Annotated in this window: 13 protein-coding genes, 1 tRNA gene and 2 pseudogenes; 14 read left to right on the forward strand and 2 right to left on the reverse strand. The window is 42.2% G+C overall.

The features are described 5' to 3' along the window. Positions 1–119: 119 nt before the first annotated feature. The 5 genes and pseudogenes from GTO83_RS01220 to GTO83_RS01240 all read left to right on the forward strand — a co-directional run bounded on the left by GTO83_RS01220 (position 120) and on the right by GTO83_RS01240 (position 5,236). Positions 120–767 (forward strand): annotated as a pseudogene (locus tag GTO83_RS01220) (IS607 family transposase). Continuing rightward, positions 751–1,860, forward strand: a pseudogene (locus GTO83_RS01225) (RNA-guided endonuclease InsQ/TnpB family protein). The pseudogenes GTO83_RS01220 and GTO83_RS01225 overlap by 17 nt, the downstream one beginning before the upstream one ends. A gap of 196 nt (positions 1,861–2,056) precedes the next feature. After that, entirely contained in the window at positions 2,057–2,641 is a 585-nt protein-coding gene (locus GTO83_RS01230; protein WP_180871360.1) for a hypothetical protein, read from the forward strand. Between the two features lie 131 nt (positions 2,642–2,772). Then, positions 2,773–3,570 (forward strand): hypothetical protein, encoded by a 798-nt coding sequence (locus GTO83_RS01235; RefSeq protein ID WP_180871361.1) that lies wholly within the window; start codon positions 2,773–2,775, stop codon positions 3,568–3,570. 292 nt (positions 3,571–3,862) lie between these two features. Beyond that, entirely contained in the window at positions 3,863–5,236 is a 1,374-nt protein-coding gene (locus GTO83_RS01240) for a DHA2 family efflux MFS transporter permease subunit (protein WP_370524345.1), read from the forward strand. A gap of 39 nt (positions 5,237–5,275) precedes the next feature. Here GTO83_RS01240 and GTO83_RS01245 read toward each other — a convergent pair whose 3' ends face one another. Continuing rightward, positions 5,276–6,070: an SDR family NAD(P)-dependent oxidoreductase gene (locus GTO83_RS01245; protein WP_180871363.1), complete on the reverse strand. Its 795-nt coding sequence runs from the start codon at positions 6,068–6,070 to the stop codon at positions 5,276–5,278. A 398-nt stretch (positions 6,071–6,468) separates the two neighbouring features. On the opposite strand from GTO83_RS01245, the gene GTO83_RS01250 reads away from it, so the two are divergent. From GTO83_RS01250 to GTO83_RS01290, 9 genes are all read left to right on the forward strand, one after another. Continuing rightward, positions 6,469–6,891, forward strand: a complete 423-nt coding sequence (locus GTO83_RS01250; protein WP_180871364.1) for an OsmC family protein — start codon at positions 6,469–6,471, stop codon at positions 6,889–6,891. Positions 6,892–6,893: 2 nt separating this feature from the next. Then, the gene (locus tag GTO83_RS01255; RefSeq protein ID WP_180871365.1) at positions 6,894–7,907 is read left to right on the forward strand and encodes a lipoate--protein ligase; all 1,014 of its coding nucleotides are present in this window, start codon (positions 6,894–6,896) and stop codon (positions 7,905–7,907) included. A gap of 334 nt (positions 7,908–8,241) precedes the next feature. Next, positions 8,242–9,606 carry an APC family permease gene (locus tag GTO83_RS01260; protein ID WP_180871366.1) on the forward strand — a complete coding sequence of 455 codons (1,365 nt, stop codon included), beginning with the start codon at positions 8,242–8,244 and terminating at the stop codon, positions 9,604–9,606. A gap of 94 nt (positions 9,607–9,700) precedes the next feature. Continuing rightward, complete coding sequence (locus GTO83_RS01265) at positions 9,701–10,657, forward strand: aldo/keto reductase family oxidoreductase (protein WP_180871367.1); 957 nt, start codon at positions 9,701–9,703, stop codon at positions 10,655–10,657. 147 nt (positions 10,658–10,804) lie between these two features. After that, entirely contained in the window at positions 10,805–11,632 is an 828-nt protein-coding gene (locus GTO83_RS01270) for an exodeoxyribonuclease III (protein ID WP_180871368.1), read from the forward strand. An 8-nt stretch (positions 11,633–11,640) separates the two neighbouring features. Beyond that, a complete protein-coding gene (locus tag GTO83_RS01275) occupies positions 11,641–12,231 on the forward strand; it encodes an alpha/beta fold hydrolase (RefSeq protein WP_180871369.1) in 591 nt (196 codons plus the stop codon). 221 nt (positions 12,232–12,452) lie between these two features. Next, positions 12,453–12,526 (forward strand) — tRNA-Thr (locus GTO83_RS01280). Positions 12,527–12,756: 230 nt separating this feature from the next. Beyond that, positions 12,757–14,016: a D-alanyl-D-alanine carboxypeptidase family protein gene (locus tag GTO83_RS01285; protein WP_180871370.1), complete on the forward strand. Its 1,260-nt coding sequence runs from the start codon at positions 12,757–12,759 to the stop codon at positions 14,014–14,016. Between the two features lie 159 nt (positions 14,017–14,175). After that, positions 14,176–15,348 (forward strand): cation:proton antiporter, encoded by a 1,173-nt coding sequence (locus GTO83_RS01290; protein WP_180871371.1) that lies wholly within the window; start codon positions 14,176–14,178, stop codon positions 15,346–15,348. A gap of 108 nt (positions 15,349–15,456) precedes the next feature. Here GTO83_RS01290 and GTO83_RS01295 read toward each other — a convergent pair whose 3' ends face one another. After that, positions 15,457–16,362 (reverse strand): DMT family transporter, encoded by a 906-nt coding sequence (locus tag GTO83_RS01295; protein ID WP_180871372.1) that lies wholly within the window; start codon positions 16,360–16,362, stop codon positions 15,457–15,459. Positions 16,363–16,547: the final 185 nt, after the last annotated feature.

The following is a 16,547-nucleotide window of genomic DNA, read 5'->3' on the forward strand; positions in this document are numbered from 1 at the left end:
TAAAAGGAGGAGATAACAGTTAAATGAAATATAGTTAATTATAATCAAATGCTATATAATACTCGCAGAAAGAAGAATGTGGGGCGAGTATTGTGTCTAAAATATTAAAGCCAAAAGATATGGCTGAAAAATTGGGGGGTTACAGTGCTAACTCTCCAACGTTGGGATAATAAAGGAATTCTAAAAGCTATCGAACACCAACCAATTGAAGATATTATACAGAAGAACAATACTTGCAATATATTGGGATGTCCGAAAATGTACAGGATCGCAAAACAGTAGCCTATGCTAGGGTTTCTACCTACGGGCAAAAGGACGACTTAAAAGATCAAATTGCCTTTATTCGTCAGTTTGTGAATGCCAAAGGTGTAATTCTTGATGAAGTTATAACTGATATTGGCAGTGGATTAAATTACAAGCGTAAGAAATGGAATCAATTACTACAAGAGGTAATGGATGACAAAATTAAGACAATTTACATTACTTATAAGGATCGTTTTGTTCGTTTCGGATATGACTGGTTTGAACAGCTATGCCAACAACACGGCACACTAATCGTAGTTATAAACAACCCAGATACAAGTCCTAATCAAGAATTAGTAGATGATTTAGTAAGTATTATTCATGTATTCTCTTGCCGTCTAGATGGTTTACGAAAATATAAACGTAAGCTAGTAGCTGATAAGACTTTGAAAGGTGGTGAAACAAGTGATACGCACGGAGAAGGTAAGGCTATATCCAAATCAGATGATGAAAAAGCATCTTGATGAACTATGCGACTATCGTCGCTATTGTTGGAACCAAGGGCTGGCTTTATGGAATGATATGTATGATGAATCTCTAATTATGGACAACAAAAAATTGCGTCCTAGTGAAAGAAAAGTACGTAATATTCTAGTGGCAGAGAAGGCTGACTGGTAATATGCGCTTTCAGCACGGTGCTTACAACTAGCAATTTCCGATTTGGGTAAAGCTTGGAAGAATTTCTTTGATAAAGCTCAACCAGACTGGGGTAAACCTCGTTTTAAATCTAAGAAAGCGCCTAGACAGGGCTTTAAAACTGATCGTGCCAAAATTATTAATGGCAAATTGAGATTGGATAAACCCCACGGAGTTAATGATTGGGCTGACATTAAAATGGTTGGTGCAAAATCATTAAAGGGTGATCTAAAAGTTGTTTCAGTATTTCGTGAAAATGGTAAATACTGGGCTAGTTTACCGTTAGAAGTTGAAATAGCTAAGAAAAGTAAAACTGGTAAGAAAACAGCGGTTGATATTAACGTCGGTCATTTTAACTATACCGAAGGTAAAGTTAATGCTCTACCCGATCATTTAAAGAAGCTCTACAAACGCATTATGCATTATCAACGTCAGTTAGCTAGAAAGCGTACTGTCAATGGAAAGAAAGCAACTCAATCGAATAATTATGCTAAGACGAGAGCCAAGTTACAGCGTGATTATCGGCGTGTTGCCAACATTCAGCATGATATTATTCAAAAGTTTACCACTAAGCTAGTTACTGATTATGACAAAGTCGTGATTGAAGATTTAGCGGTGAAACAAATGCAGATGAGCCATGTTGCGTCTAAAGGTTTACAACGGTCGTTGTTTGGTTATTTCAGACAGGTTTTAACTTATAAATGCCAATGGTATGGTAAAGAATTACGATTGGCAGATCAATTCTATCCTAGCACCCAACGGTGTTCTCAATGTGGTTTTATCAAGACTGGCACAGATAAAGTTGGTCTTGATGGCAACAAGTTACATCATACCAAACATAATGAATATATTTGTTATGAGTGTGGTGCAGTCATGGATCGTGATGAAAATGCGGTTCAGAATCTTTTAGCTTTAGTATAAATAATACTAATGGGTGGGCTACACCCTAAAGCTATCAGAGTTGGTCAATGTCATTACCCCCTTGTTGGGATATGGGAATACTAATGTTGACGGTAGTGAATAAAATTAAGAAAGGAAAACTATATAATTCTTTCTCAAATATAATCAAATCTAATTCATGATTATATTTGTTCACATTTTATATAGCAGAAGCCTGATGAAAAAATTACTATTATTTGGGGTTACCTTAGGGGCAGCCATTAGTTTAGCCGCCTGCGGAAATCAATCTAGTGCCACGGATTCTTCTTCAAGCAGTACGGTTAAAACCACGCAAGCAACCAAACATTCTAGTCACCAAAAAAAGGCGGCGAGTGCTGATACGAATTCTAAAACTAGTGCAAGTTCTAAATCGAGCTCGACTAGTTCGGCGACGAGTCAAGCATCAAGCACCACGAACCAATCAACGACTAGTACTAGTAACCAACAATTAACCGATAACCAACTGGCGGTTTTGATTTATCGGGCCAGTGGTTATACTAACCTAACGAAGTTAATTCGCGGGTCAGCTCCACAAGGTCGCCAAGCAATTGGTGGTGGGACAGCCGCAAGTACGGTCTACTACACGGTTAATGGCAATCAAGTCACGATCTATACTCTCCAAGACCAAACGGGGAAGACAACGGCTGAACAAGACTTTGCGAAGACCACGACAACTATCGATCAATTGAAGAGTCAATACTACCATACGGCAAGTCAACAAGACACTATTAACCAAGCTGCCAATGAAGTTACGACTTATTAGATCAATCATTTGAGTGAGCGGGGGTCCGTGGGCCGGTTCGCTCACTTTTTGTAAAACGAATGTCATCTAAAAAGTGTATAATGGTGGAGATGATAAAGGGATAGTACGAAATTTGGTGGGGATGAACAAAAATGAAGGGAAGTATTAAACGCTTTGTCGTTACCGTGGCGGTAAGTACCTTTGCGGTGACGGGGATGATTTCCACTAATAGTGGAGTTCATGCCGATACGGAAGCGGCGGTGGTAACTAATGCGACACCAGTCAAGAACACAACAACCAGTTCAGCTTTAACAAGTCAATTAGCAACGAAGCAAGCAGCGGTCCGGGCAGCGGCGTTGAAGGTTCAATCAGATAATGATCAAGTCAACCAAATCAAGACTCAATTGGCTAATTTAGATGCTAGTTCAGATACAGCGAAGACGCTTCAAGTGACCTTAGCAACGGCCAAGGAGACCTTAGCGGCTGATCAAGCAACGTTAAATCAATTAGAGTCAGAATTAGCAACGCTTGAAAACAGTCAGACGGCGGCAACTACTAATCAAGCGACTACCAATTCAACGGCAAAATCAACGACAACAACTTCGACGCCACCAAAGACAATCATTACTCACCCAGCAACCGTTCAAGTTGAGCAATCGCAAGCGGAAGCCATTGCGAATGGTTACCGGATTGTTGATAACCGGGTGGTCGATAATACTGGGAAAATCGTGAATGGCTGGAAAGTTAAAAATAATGTTGCTTACGATAGCAACGGGAATGCCATTAAGATGACGGTGGCCAAAACTCCAGTTGTTAATACCCAAAAAGTCAAGTTGCATTCAGTGAGTGCCGATAAACCAACGACCAAGAATGGCTGGGAAAGTGACAATAATCATCACCAAGACAAGTGGCAAAAGCTAATGGCCAAGGTGTTGAGTTGGGTGAAATAAGTATTTATTGATGCAAAACATAATTAGCTAGCAAGCGGGGATGGTCCGGCGGGCTAGCTTTTTTATTTCCCTAAATTTTCGCGGTATGGACATTTCCGGGTTCCTTCTTTTTGATTCCGCTTTCATTCACGGTTATAGCAAATATAATTAAATTTTTACTTACGTCAACAAAAATTTTCTGGTAAGGTAATCAATTGTGAACTGAGAGAAGGAGTGAAAAATATATATGGATAATACACAAACTCAACCAGTAAGCCATCGTATTCAACGAGTTAACCACCCGAAATTGGCGATGGTTTCGATGTTACTGGGAGCTTTTGTTGGGATGTTTTCAGAAACGTCACTTAATATTGCTTTACCAAAATTAAGCTTGGCCTTTGGACTTTCCCCCGCTACCCTACAATGGTTAGTTACAGGATACATGCTCGTGATTGGGATTATTATGCCCTTATCATCAATTATTACCAAATGGTTCTCAACTCGAAAGATTGTTATTTTTGCCCTATTGATTTTTATTTTGGGGAGTGCCATTTCTGCTTCAGCCCCAAGTTTTGGAATCCTATTAACCGGGCGGATGATTCAAGGAATCGGTACCGGATTAATCTTGCCCTTGATGTTTGCGGTGGCAATGCAAATTTTTCCCCCAGAAAAGTTAGGCGCCGTTAACGGGGTGATGGCCTTAGTTATCATGTTTGCTCCCGCTATTGGGCCAACCTTAACTGGGATGATTTTGGGGATGGCTTCTTGGCGCTGGATTTTTTGGCTTTTTATCCCCTTTTTAATATTGGCGTTGTTATTCGCTATTTTTGAACTGGAAAATGTTGGTCGTTTAACGCGGCCGAAGATTGATTTACTTTCAATTTTGGCGTCAATTATCGGTTTTTCCGGAGTTGTTGCTGGTGCCAGTCTAGCTAGTCGCTACGGTTGGGGCAGCTGGCAAGTAATTGTTAGTCTATTAGTTGGGATTGTTGTTCTTGGTTTGTACGTCCACCGGCAATTAAAACTCGAAAATCCAATTCTGAATTTACGGGTTCTGAAGAACAAGGACTTTACGGTCGGGACCTTGGTGGTCATGTTAGACTTTGGGATTATTCTTTCGGCCATGTACTTGATGCCCCAATACATCCAAAATGGGGTTGGGATCGCGGTGGCCTTAACCGGGATCATTATGTTGCCTGGGGGAGTTGTTAACGCCATTACTTCGGCCGTCGCTGGTCGGATGTACGATAATATTGGGGCCAAGAAGCCAGCCATGATTGGATTAGTAATTGCCTTGATCGGGGCTTTGATGTTAGCGATGGCTTCTGATCACGCAACGGTAGCTTACATCATTACCGCCCACATCGTGTTAATGATTGGGGCGCCATTAGCGATGTCCCCTTCCCAAACCTCAGCTTTGAATGCATTGAGTGGTCGGGAAGCGGGGGATGGCTCGACCATCTTAAATACGATTCAACAAGTTACCGGGGCCTTATCAACGGCTTTGGCAACTTCTTGCTTAGAATTTGGTCGCCATGCCGCAACTGGTGCCGAAGCGGCTCGTTTTACCGCTGGGGCCCACGTTGGTTTCTACTTTACAATTGCCTTGATTATTGTTGCCTTCATTGTCGCTACGCAATTGAAGGGGCGGCCAGTAAGTCATTCGATTAAGATTGACGAAAAATAAGCTTGGCCTTTAGTGACCAAATAAAAAAGCATCGATATTTTAAATAAATTGGATTCCACCGTCGATTTGAACCGCTTGACCAGTCATGTAGTCAGAATCCTTAGAAGCTAAGTAGGAAACGTAACCGGCAACGTCATCGGCCGTTTCGACTCTGCCCATCGTGATTAAGCCGGAGTACTTCTTAAGGTATTGTCCTTTTTCGCCACCCCAAGCGTCAACCATCTTTTCGTCAATGTAGTCCCACATGTCAGTACCTACGATCCCTGGGCAGTAGGCGTTAACTGTGATCTTATCCCGGCCAAGTTCCTTAGCCGCTGCTTGGGTTAAGCCCCGGATGGCAAACTTAGTAGCAGAGTAAGCCCCAAGCATGTCGAAGGCCACGTGACCAGCAATGGATGAAGCGTTAATGATCTTCCGGATCTTGTCGCCATCTGCTTGCTTCCGGAATTGGGCCGTAGCGGCTTGGATCCCGAAAAGAATTGAGTAAACATTGGTTTGGAAGATTTCGTCCATGTCTTCCTTCGTTTCGTCCTGGAGGAGCTTGATTTGGGCGATCCCGGCGTTGTTAATGTAAGTGTCTAACCGACCGAAGTTATCAACGGCAGCTTGAACAAACTTTTCGTGGCTAGCCTTTTCACTGACATCACCGGCAACGGAAACGACTTTTCCTTGGTAACCAGCTGCTTCTAATTCAGCAACAGCTTGCTTCCCGGTGGCTTCGTTCCGGTTGGCAATTACGACATAGTAACCATCCTTGAGTAAGCGGTTGGTAATCCCCCGACCGATTCCCCGTTCACCACCGGTAACAACAGCAACGCGTTTTTCTTCAGACATAACTAGGTTCCTCCTTTAATGTGAAACATTTAACATTTGCTAACGGTTATTATTATACATATTTTCACAAACTAAGCAAGCAATTTGTGAATGAATAAATATTGTTATTAAAGAATCTTTCGCAAGATAAAAGATAGTTTGTGACGGTTTTGAAGGCGTTTTAATTCCTAGACCATTGCTAAAAAAAATTGTGCAAAAAAGTTCTAATTGATTATCATTTGAATTTTAAAGTGGCCGCTCAGAAAAGCGCCTTTGGAGTGTGAAGACTAGATTAGTCACTATCGAACCGCTTTGTTGAACAAAAACTGGAAAAATGTTGCAAAAAAGCTGTACGGATTAATTAGGAAGTTTATAATGATGATAACGCTAACAAAAAGTTAGAAAGAGAGGTCGTAGAGATGGAAAAGGAAGTCAAGTACACCACTTGGGTTGAAAATGCAACCGGAATTCAGGGGCCAGCGGGGAGTTTAGATGGTGAATTACAAGTCCAAGTTAGTAGTCCATTAAAACCAGTTGCCGGGACTAATCCGGAACAATTAGTCGGCTTAGCCCTTGCAACTTGCCTTAATGCAACAATTGAAGCTGAAGAAAAGCGACGGGGCTACGATCATCAAAGCGTGGTTCGAGTAAAAAGTGAGATGGGACCCGATACGCCGGGATATCAATTTTGGGTAACGGCGTACGTTAAGATCCCCCAAGTTAATCGTCAAACCGCGCAAGCAATCCTGAAAAAGGCGGAGCAACGTTGCCCAATGGCGAAATTATTAGGCGCTAATCCCAATGTAACAATCAAACTAGTAGATGAATTTGAGGAGGTCTAGCAGTGAAATATTTAGTAACCGATAGTCGCGATATTCGCTATAACTTAGCCCTAGAAACAATTCTGATGGAACATGCTGACCTAAGCGAACCGATTCTGTATTTTTACATTAATTCGCCATGTATTATCTTGGGCCGCAACCAAAATGTCTACGATGAAGTTAACCTTGATTACGTAAAACAACATAATATCATTGTGACGCGGCGGACTTCTGGGGGAGGTGCAGTCTTTGACGATCTGGGGAATGTAAGTTTTTCCTTTATCACAAAGGATGATGGTAATTCTAACGGTAATTTTGCTAAGTTTACCACCCCGGTCTTAGATGCCTTACATGAAATGGGGGCTACCAAGGCTGAATTAGTTGGCCGCAATGATCTTCAAATTGAAGGCCGGAAGTTCTCCGGAAATGCGATGCGCTTAGAACACGGGCGGATGTTCTCTCACGGAACGTTAATGTATGATGTTGATTTGGATGTGATTAGCGATGCTTTGACGGTTCCAAAGGATAAAATTGCAGCAAAGGGGATTAAGTCCGTCCACTCCCGGGTTACTAATTTAAAGCCATACTTTTCCCCGGAGTATCAGGATTTAACGATTGAACAATTTCGGGATACCTTAGCAAAGAAGATTTTAGGGGTAGCTGATTTATCCCAAGCCAAGGCATATGAACTTGATGCTGCTACGAAGCAGGCGGTTAGTGACTTGAATCAACGTTTATTCTCAAACTGGGATTGGATTTATGGCCAATCACCAGCGGCGGCCATCCAACACCGGCAACATTTTACTCAGGGGACAATTGATTTTCGGCTTCAGATTGAAGGCGGGAAAATTACCTACTTAAAGACATTCGGTGATTTCTTTGGTCAAGCCAACGTGCAAGAATTTGAGAAGCGTTTACTTGGAATTCGTTATGACCGTCAAAGTGTTGAAAAGGCCTTAGCAACTTTGGATCTCAGTGCTTACTTTGGTAAGATTCCTCGGCAAGCAGTCATCGATTTGCTACTCCGGCAAGAGTAATATTCATGATGGCAAGAGGAAGTTTCATGTGAAACGACCTACTTAATAAAAATAAGTTAAAAACGGATTTACTTGGCTTTGATAAAGCGAAATGGCGACTTTTATAAAGATAATCCGCCGTTTTGCTTTATTTTTATTACTTCGTTCTCTTTTTATAGCTGAGTTCGCAAGTTTGCGCTTTAATTTTTCACATGCTACCCTTAATTACACTAAAAATGTTAAAACTCATCACTACTCGAGTTAAAAATTATCATTTAGTTATTGATAACCCGATGAGATTGATGGGAAAACCAAAATCTCAAATATTGGGAAAAAGCTAGGAAGAGAGAAATTTATGAATAATAAAGTTGATATTAATCATCTCCTACGAAGCATTAGTGCTAAACCGGAGGAAGAACGGACCCTTGGCCTTTTTGATTTATCGATTTTAGGAATCGGGGCGATGATTGGGACCGGGATTTTAGTTTTAACGGGGGTGGTTGCGGCGACCGATGCTGGACCTGGGGTGGTTTTTTCCTTTTTAATTGCGGCCTTAGCAAGTGGTCTAATCGGAATGTGCTACGCTGAATTATCGACAACCATTCCCAATTCGGGGAGTGCTTATATTTATGCTTGGGTTACCATGGGGCAATTTATGGGCTTTCTCGCTGGTTGGACGTTGATTGGCGTTTATATTACCACGACGGCCACGGTTGCCAACGGGTGGACCGGCTATTTCCAATCGTTTTTGGAAGAAATTGGCGTTCACCTGCCCCAAGCCCTCTTAACTAATCCGGCAAGTGGGGGGATGGTTAATTTACCAGCCTTATTGATGACCTTACTGATTACGTTTATTTTGACACGGGGAACCAGTGAGAGTAAGTTCTTAAATAATGCTTTGGTCGTAGTGAAGATAGCGATTATTCTGCTTTTCATTGTCGTCAGTGTAAGGGATGTTAATCCAGCTCATTGGCACCCCTTCTTACCATATGGCACTAGTGGGGTGATGTCAGGAGCTTCGGCGGTCTTCTTTACGTTCCTTGGCTTTGATGCTTTGGCTACTTCAGCTGAGGATGCTCGACACGTACAAAAAAACCTTCCCCGGGCAATCATCATTTCCTTAATTGTATCCACCACGCTTTATATCATTGTCAGTCTGGTGATGACGGGGGTAGTTACTTACAAAGACTTGAATGTTTCCGAAGCGATGGCAACCGTCCTTTTGATTAAAGGTCACACGGTAACGGCAGAAATTATTTCTGCTGGAGCGATCCTGGGAATTATGGCCGTGGTTTATGCCTTTGTCTATGCCGGAGCAAACGTCACGATGGCGATGAGTCGGAGTAATTTTTTGCCATCAGCATGGGCTAAGGTTAGTGATAAGTACCAAAGCCCCAATCGGGCACTTTGGATTAATGGAATCATGGCCGCAATTTTAGCTGGCTTTGTCAACTTACGGAAGTTGGCCCTGATCGCTAACGTTGGTTCGTTGACGGTCTTTGCCTTAATTTCATTAGTTGTTATTTTATTGAGAAAACAACATCCAAACTTAGAGCATCCATTTAAGGTCCCATTGGGAAATATTATTCCGATCCTTTCGGTAATTATTTGTATCGCGCTGTTATTTAACATTAGTTTAGATGCTTGGCTGACTTACCTAGCTTGGCTTGCCTTTGGGATCGTCTTCTATTTTGCCTATGCGCGACAACATATTATGTAAATGCGATTAAGTTAAAGCAACCCGAAAACGGTTGCTTTTTATTTGTTATGTACTTATAGTAAGAAATGTGGTTACAAAGAAAGGAAGGCGCATTATGAAACAAGTTGCAATTGGTGGAACAAATTGGACTACTTCAAATGTTGCATTGGGAACGATGCGGATGGCAACTCTGGATACCAAGCAAACGGCGGCCGCGTTAAATGCTGCTTTAGAAGCGGGAATCAACTACATTGATTCTGCTGATATTTACGGCAATGGTCGCTCGGAAGAACACTTTGGAGCCGCAATGAAAGAAGCGGGGATTAGCCGGGATCAATTCTTTATTCAATCTAAGGGCGGCATTGTCCTGGACCCAGCACGTTCACACGGGGACTTCGCCTTTGGTCAACGTTATGATTTCTCAAAGGATCACATTATTCAAGCTGTTGATGGGATCTTAAAGCGGATGGATATTGATTACTTGGATGCTTTCTTACTTCATCGGCCAGACCCATTAATGGAGCTTGATGAGGTAGCGGCTGCCTTTGATGAATTGGAAACCAGCGGAAAGGTCCGTCATTTTGGGGTTTCAAACTTTAACCCCCGACAAATTGAGTTCTTACAAAGTGGGGTTCGGCAACCATTGCTGATTGACCAAGTTCAATTTAGCTTGGCGCACACTGGGATGATTGACTTTGGAATCCATACGAATATGGCGGATGAGCGTTCGGTTAATCACGATGGTGGAATTATTGAATATACCCGGTTGCACAAGATGACAATCCAAACTTGGTCACCATTCCAATGGGGGATGTTTAATGGGACTTTTATCAATGATGATGAACATTACGCCAAGTTAAATCAGCTGTTAGCTAAGTTAGCGGATAAGTATGAGGTTTCCAAGAATGCCATTGCGGTTGCGTGGATCCTGCGGCACCCCGCACACATGCAAGTATTACTGGGAACGGTTAATCCACAACATATTCTTGATAGCGCCAAGGGAAGCGACGTTGAATTAACCAAGCAGGAATGGTACGATCTCTATTTTGCGGCAGGAAATGATTTACCATAAAGGTTATAAGTAAATTTACCAGCAATTGGCAACTTAATGTTTTACTAACGTTAGGTCGCCAATTTTAATTTTGTTAGTGATTATTTGACGTCTTAACGTGCTTTTCTTGTATACTAGGTAATAGTAAATCAAAAAGGGGTTCAAAAAATGAAATTTATTTCTTGGAATATTGATTCAATCAATGCTGCCTTAACGGGAACCTCGGCCCGGGCCGAAGAAACCCGGGCAGTTTTAAAGAAAATAGCGGAAAAACAGCCCGACGTAATTGCCATTCAAGAAACAAAGCTTTCCAAGGATGGTCCAACCAAAAAGCATGTAGCGGCGTTGAAAAACTTCTTCCCTGAATACCAGGTCTTCTGGCGTTCTTCGGTTGAGCCAGCCCGAAAGGGATATGCGGGGACGATGTACTTAGTTAAGCAGACTTATGACCCGAAGGTTACGTATCCTGAAATCGGGGCCCCTGCGCCGATGGATCAAGAGGGACGGATTATTACTTTGGAATTTCCAACTTTCTATTTGACCGAAGTTTACACGCCTAACTCTGGGAATGGCTTAAAGCGGTTAGCCGAACGACAGATTTGGGATGACTGTTACCGAAAATACTTACATCAATTAGATCAAGCCAAGCCAGTAATTGCTAGTGGAGACTTTAATGTTGCCCATGAAGAAATCGATCTAGCTCATCCGGGTAATAATCATCATTCTGCTGGTTTCACTGATGAAGAGCGGGAACACTTTACGAAGCTTTTGGATGCCGGCTTTGTGGATACTTTTCGCTACTTAAATCCCAAAGTGACGGGGGTTTATTCGTGGTGGGCCCAACGAGCGGTTACTTCTAAGCAAAATAACTCGGGGTGGCGGATTGACTATTGGCTAGTTAGTGATCGACTTAAGGATCAGCTTAAAGCTTCGACAATGGTCGATACTGGTGAACGGCGTGATCACGCCCCGATTTTGTTGGATATTGATTTGTAGGTGAGTAAATGGGAACGGTATTAGTATTACCAGATTTAGTAAGTCCCCTTGAAGAGTGGCAGCAGCTCAATGTCGGTCACCGCGAGTTGCAGATTGCTGACTATCGCGAATTAAATGGTGAGAGTGGTGATTTCGACCAAGTGACAGCAGCGACGGTTCATTTAGTTCGAAAATTACCGCAACCGGTAATTCTGGTTGGCCACGGTTTTGGGGCCTTTTTAGCCTTAAATGTTGCAACCACTCAGTTTGGCCGGATCGACCGCTTAATGTTAATTACCCCAATGTATCAGACGGAAAAACATTTGGTATTATCATCGGGAATTCACTTTAAGAGCAAGGGGAGTTTTAAAGCAACGGCCTTAGATAAAGTGGCAACTGGACAACTCGTTAAGTCAACCATCGCACGAGATTTAACTAACCAATTGATGCACATTCAATGCCGGACAGATATTTTTTGCGGGGAACAAGATCGACGCCACAAACAACAAGCGGAGGACTTGTATCACCGCTTGTTAGAAGGGCATTTAACAATGATTCCCCAAATGGGAACCAAATTAATGACGGCAACTTTTGACGCCTTAAATGAGATTTTAAGATAAAGTTGTTCCACGTGAAACAGATTATCCAAACGGCTTGTTAAAGAAAACCAAGAAGTGTATCCTAGTAACGTGAATTAACGCAGTCGTTTTTAATTGCTTCACAAAAACGATTGCGAAAATTCATGGATTGGATGAGAATCAAATTAGAGAGGCTAAGTTTTCCTTAGGCTCTTTTTTTGTTTGCTTACGAAGAAAACATTAAATTCTGGTATACTAGAAATGCCATCTTAGCTCAGCTAGGTAGAGCACATCCATGGTAAGGATGAGGTCGGCGGTTCAAGTCCGCTAGATGGCTTAAAGATCGTTAGCAAAAGCCGTTGACGGTAGGTTTTGCGTCCGTAAGCAGTGATACGATACGGCTTAGTGTTTCTTTGAGAGTAATCGACAAGCACGAATGGAGAAAAAAGCGACCCGGCCGCTTTGTTAGGTAACGGCTTATTAAAACTCCTTTAATATTTGTTGAATAACTGAATTAATCAAACGCTCAGTGTAAAATTATTACGAAGCAAATTTAAGGAGCGTAACATGAAAATAATAAAACAGACGCTGACAATCATTTTGACATTCTGGATGGTTTTGATGGCTGGGCTTGTACCAGCACTGGCAACGACGCAGACCCCAAAGTTTAATGCGCGGGCAACTTTAATGGTTGATGCCCAAACTGGTCAAATTTTACAGGAACAAAATGCGGATCAAAAATTACCAATTGCTTCGTTAAGTAAATTATTGACGGTATTAGTGATTCAAGATGAGATTAACCACCATCAATTGAGTTGGCAAACTAAGATTAAGATTACACCAGCGGTTGGTGAAGTGGCCAATAATCCTGAGTATTCGAATGCTGGCCTGACGGTTGGTAAAGCATATTCAGTCAAGGAATTAGTAACGGCCGCGCTGATCAAATCGGCTGATGGGGCAACTTTAGCTTTAGCTGGGGCAAAGGGGGACAGCACGGCAACTTTCAATCAGAAACTACAAAAGAAGGCAAAACAATTGGGCGTAAGCAATGCCACGATTGTAAATGCGGTTGGATTGCAAAATGGTGATCTGCCAAAATCATTACAAGTTAAAGGGGTTAAATCTAGTGCGGAAAACATGATGACTGCATCTGATGTGGCTAAAATTGCCTCAGTATTAGTTAACAATGAACCTCAGCTTGCTCAAATTGCTAGCCAACCTACTTTTACCTTAACTGGGAAAGCGGGGACCTTGGCAACAACCAATAAATTACTGACGGATGCGGCTTATCAAGTTGCAAAAGTTAAATACACTGGTCTAAAGACAGGTACTTCAAATGCGGCTGGATATTGTTTAGCTACGGCGGCAACTTATCAGGGACGCAAAATTATTACTATCGTCTTGCACGCTAATGGCCAATCTGATGATCGATTTACGGTGACTCAAGCCATGTACCGTTGGCTAGTTAGACAAAATCTTCAACCCCAAAAACTAGCCTTAACCGAAGATGTTCAAAATGTCAAAGTTACGGGTGGCTTGCCAACAGAAGTTAACGTTACAGCACCAAAATTAGTAGTTTGGGGAAAGCAAACGACTAGTAACGCCGCACCTCGGATGACAATCAAACTAATAAAGTCATTAGCACGGGGGGAATTACTTCGTGCGCCGGTTGGTGCTAACCAAGTTATTGGGACCGTCTATGCCCAAGAAAATGGGATTGCAACGCTTGATACTAAGGGATTAAAGGCGCCAATCGAAACCAGTATCCCAGTGCGCCAAGCAAATTTTTTCCAAATTCTCTGGCATCAGATAATTGAGGATAATTAACTTTTCTGAAAACTTCGCTTCCAGTGATTCCAAAGAGTTCACAGGAAGCCTTTTTTATTGGTATAATTAAAACTAGCTCTTTAAATTGTCGTAAATTGGTCTAAGGTTTCCTTAAATGAGAAAGCTTAACCTGAAAAATTATAGAAAGGGAGGATTTTGATGGCTTTTATTGCCACCTTAGCTGGAATTTTACTTGTAACCCAGATTGTCTCACATGCGTGTAATCGGGTTGGCATCCCGGATGTGATTGGGCAGATTTTAGTCGGGGTTGTGGCAGGCCCAGCAATTTTAAATTGGATTCATCCAGGTGGGATGATTTTTGAGTTCCAAGAAATTGGAGTCATCATTTTAATGTTTATCGCTGGTATGGAAAGTGATCTTTCCCTTTTGAAAAAATATCTGAAACCAGCAGTCGTAGTTGCCTTAGCAGGGATTTTGTTACCAATTGTCGTAATGGGAATTGCGGCAGATCTCTTTGGCCTCCAATGGTTTGAATCACTCTTTATCGGGGTGATTTTTGCGGCGACTTCGGTTAGTATTTCTGTGGCAGTTTTGAGAGAATATCGGCAATTAAACTCGAAAGAAGGGGCCACAATTCTTGGCGCAGCGGTTGCTGATGATATTGGGGCCGTAATGGTCTTAAGTATCTTAATTAGTATGAGTGGTACCGCAGGTGGTAGTGAAGTTGGTCACAGTAGTCTTCTATTTACCTTAGTTAAACAAATTCTATTTTTTGGCGGTACGTATCTCTTAATTCGGTGGTTGGCACCGTATTTGATTCACCTGTCTGGCCAACTATTGACAATTGCTTCAACTTCAGTGATGGCGATGGTTATCTGCCTTGGTATGGCGGCTTTAGCAGACTTCGTTGGCCTTAGTGGGGCGGTTGGTTCTTTCTTTGCTGGAATTGCGGTTGCTAATACCAAAAAGAAAGAAACGATTAATCGAAGTTTTGTGCCGATTGGCTATTCCATCTTTATTCCGGTGTTCTTTGTTAACGTTGGCCTTTCAGTGAAATTAACAACTTCGCTGGAATCCTGGATTTTTATCATTATTATGACAATCTTAGCTTGTTTGACGAAGCTTTTTGGGGCCGGTGGTGGCGCAAAGTTGATGGGCTTCTCAGTCCCTAGCTCTTACATTATCGGGAGTGGGATGATCGCCCGGGGGGAAATGTCACTCATTACTGCCCAAATTGGTTACGAAGCGCATTTACTATCGTCTGAGTATTATTCCGATGTGATCACGGTTATCGTTTTAGCAACCTTGCTAGCACCATTTATTTTGAAACATTCGCTAAAGGCAACCCATCATTTAGGGGCAACAGAATAGCTGAGTGTTAGGGAAGCAATTGCTTTGACCTTAGTTACTGAGTAACATTCGGAGATGACAAAGAGACCGGGAAGAAACGTTTGTTTCTCCCCGGTCTTTCTTTAGTTGTTAGCCATTTACTTTCCGGCCCTGTTGCAGGATAAAAATAGCCACTAAGACGATAATTACACCAATAGCTTCAATTAAGTTAACGTGGAAGCGCAGAAAAATTACACTTAAAATGATGGTAACGATTGGTTCGAGAGCGTCCATGATCGAAACCACATCCGATGGCGCAAAATTACTAGCATGGAGTAATAGGCCAAACGGAATAATTGTTCCGAGTAGCACAACACAGGCGATTGAAGCCACTAACGAAGTCGTAACATGCGGTGGATTAGTCCAGATCGGATGAATCAAGTTAAACATCAAAGCGGCAATAAGGGTTCCCCAACCGAGAACAACCGGTGGTGGGGTGGTTTCGTTTGCTTTCTTTGGTAAGACAATACAAAGGGCCGCCGCAATTCCCGAAGCTAATCCCCATATAAAAGCGGAAAAGGAAATTGACAGGTGGGTAAAATCACCGGCCGTAATACAAAAGAAGACTCCCAGGAGGGCCAAGAAGAACGAGATTAAATCAGTTCCTTTTGGCCGGACATGCTGAAAGGCCACGGCTCCAATGACAATAAACAATGGTGAAAGGTATTGTAAGATTGTGGCCATTGAAGCATTGCCTTCTTGGGTTGAAATATAGAAGGTGTAAAGGTTAAAACCTAACCCGAAGACCCCATAACTAATAATTGATAGGAGTACCGCTGGTGATTTGAAAATAGTAAAGGTGGTTTTTCGATAAACAATGAGATTGTAAATTAAGAGTATTAGCCCCGAAAAAAAGGTCCGGGTAGCAAGCATCCACAAGGCTGGAATATTGATGTTTTGACTAAGAGTCTGGAGGACAGTATCGGATACTCCCCAGCTAGCAGCCCCGATCCCGGCCCAGAAGATCCCCTTAGAGACGTTGTGATAGTTTTGCATAATGTTTTCCCTTTAATTTAGTTTTACAAATTGATGCAGTCTAATCAGTATATCATAGCTAAATGATTAATTATGCACTAAACGTAAATGAATTAAGTGGCCAGCTGAAAATGAGGTCGGAAAAAAGTTCACAACGGCTTGGAAGGGAGAAGAGTAGGAAGGTTAATCCACAAACATGTTGTTGG

It is taken from the genome of Lactobacillus sp. 3B(2020) (assembly GCF_013487845.1).
Taxonomy (GTDB): domain Bacteria; phylum Bacillota; class Bacilli; order Lactobacillales; family Lactobacillaceae; genus Limosilactobacillus; species Limosilactobacillus alvi.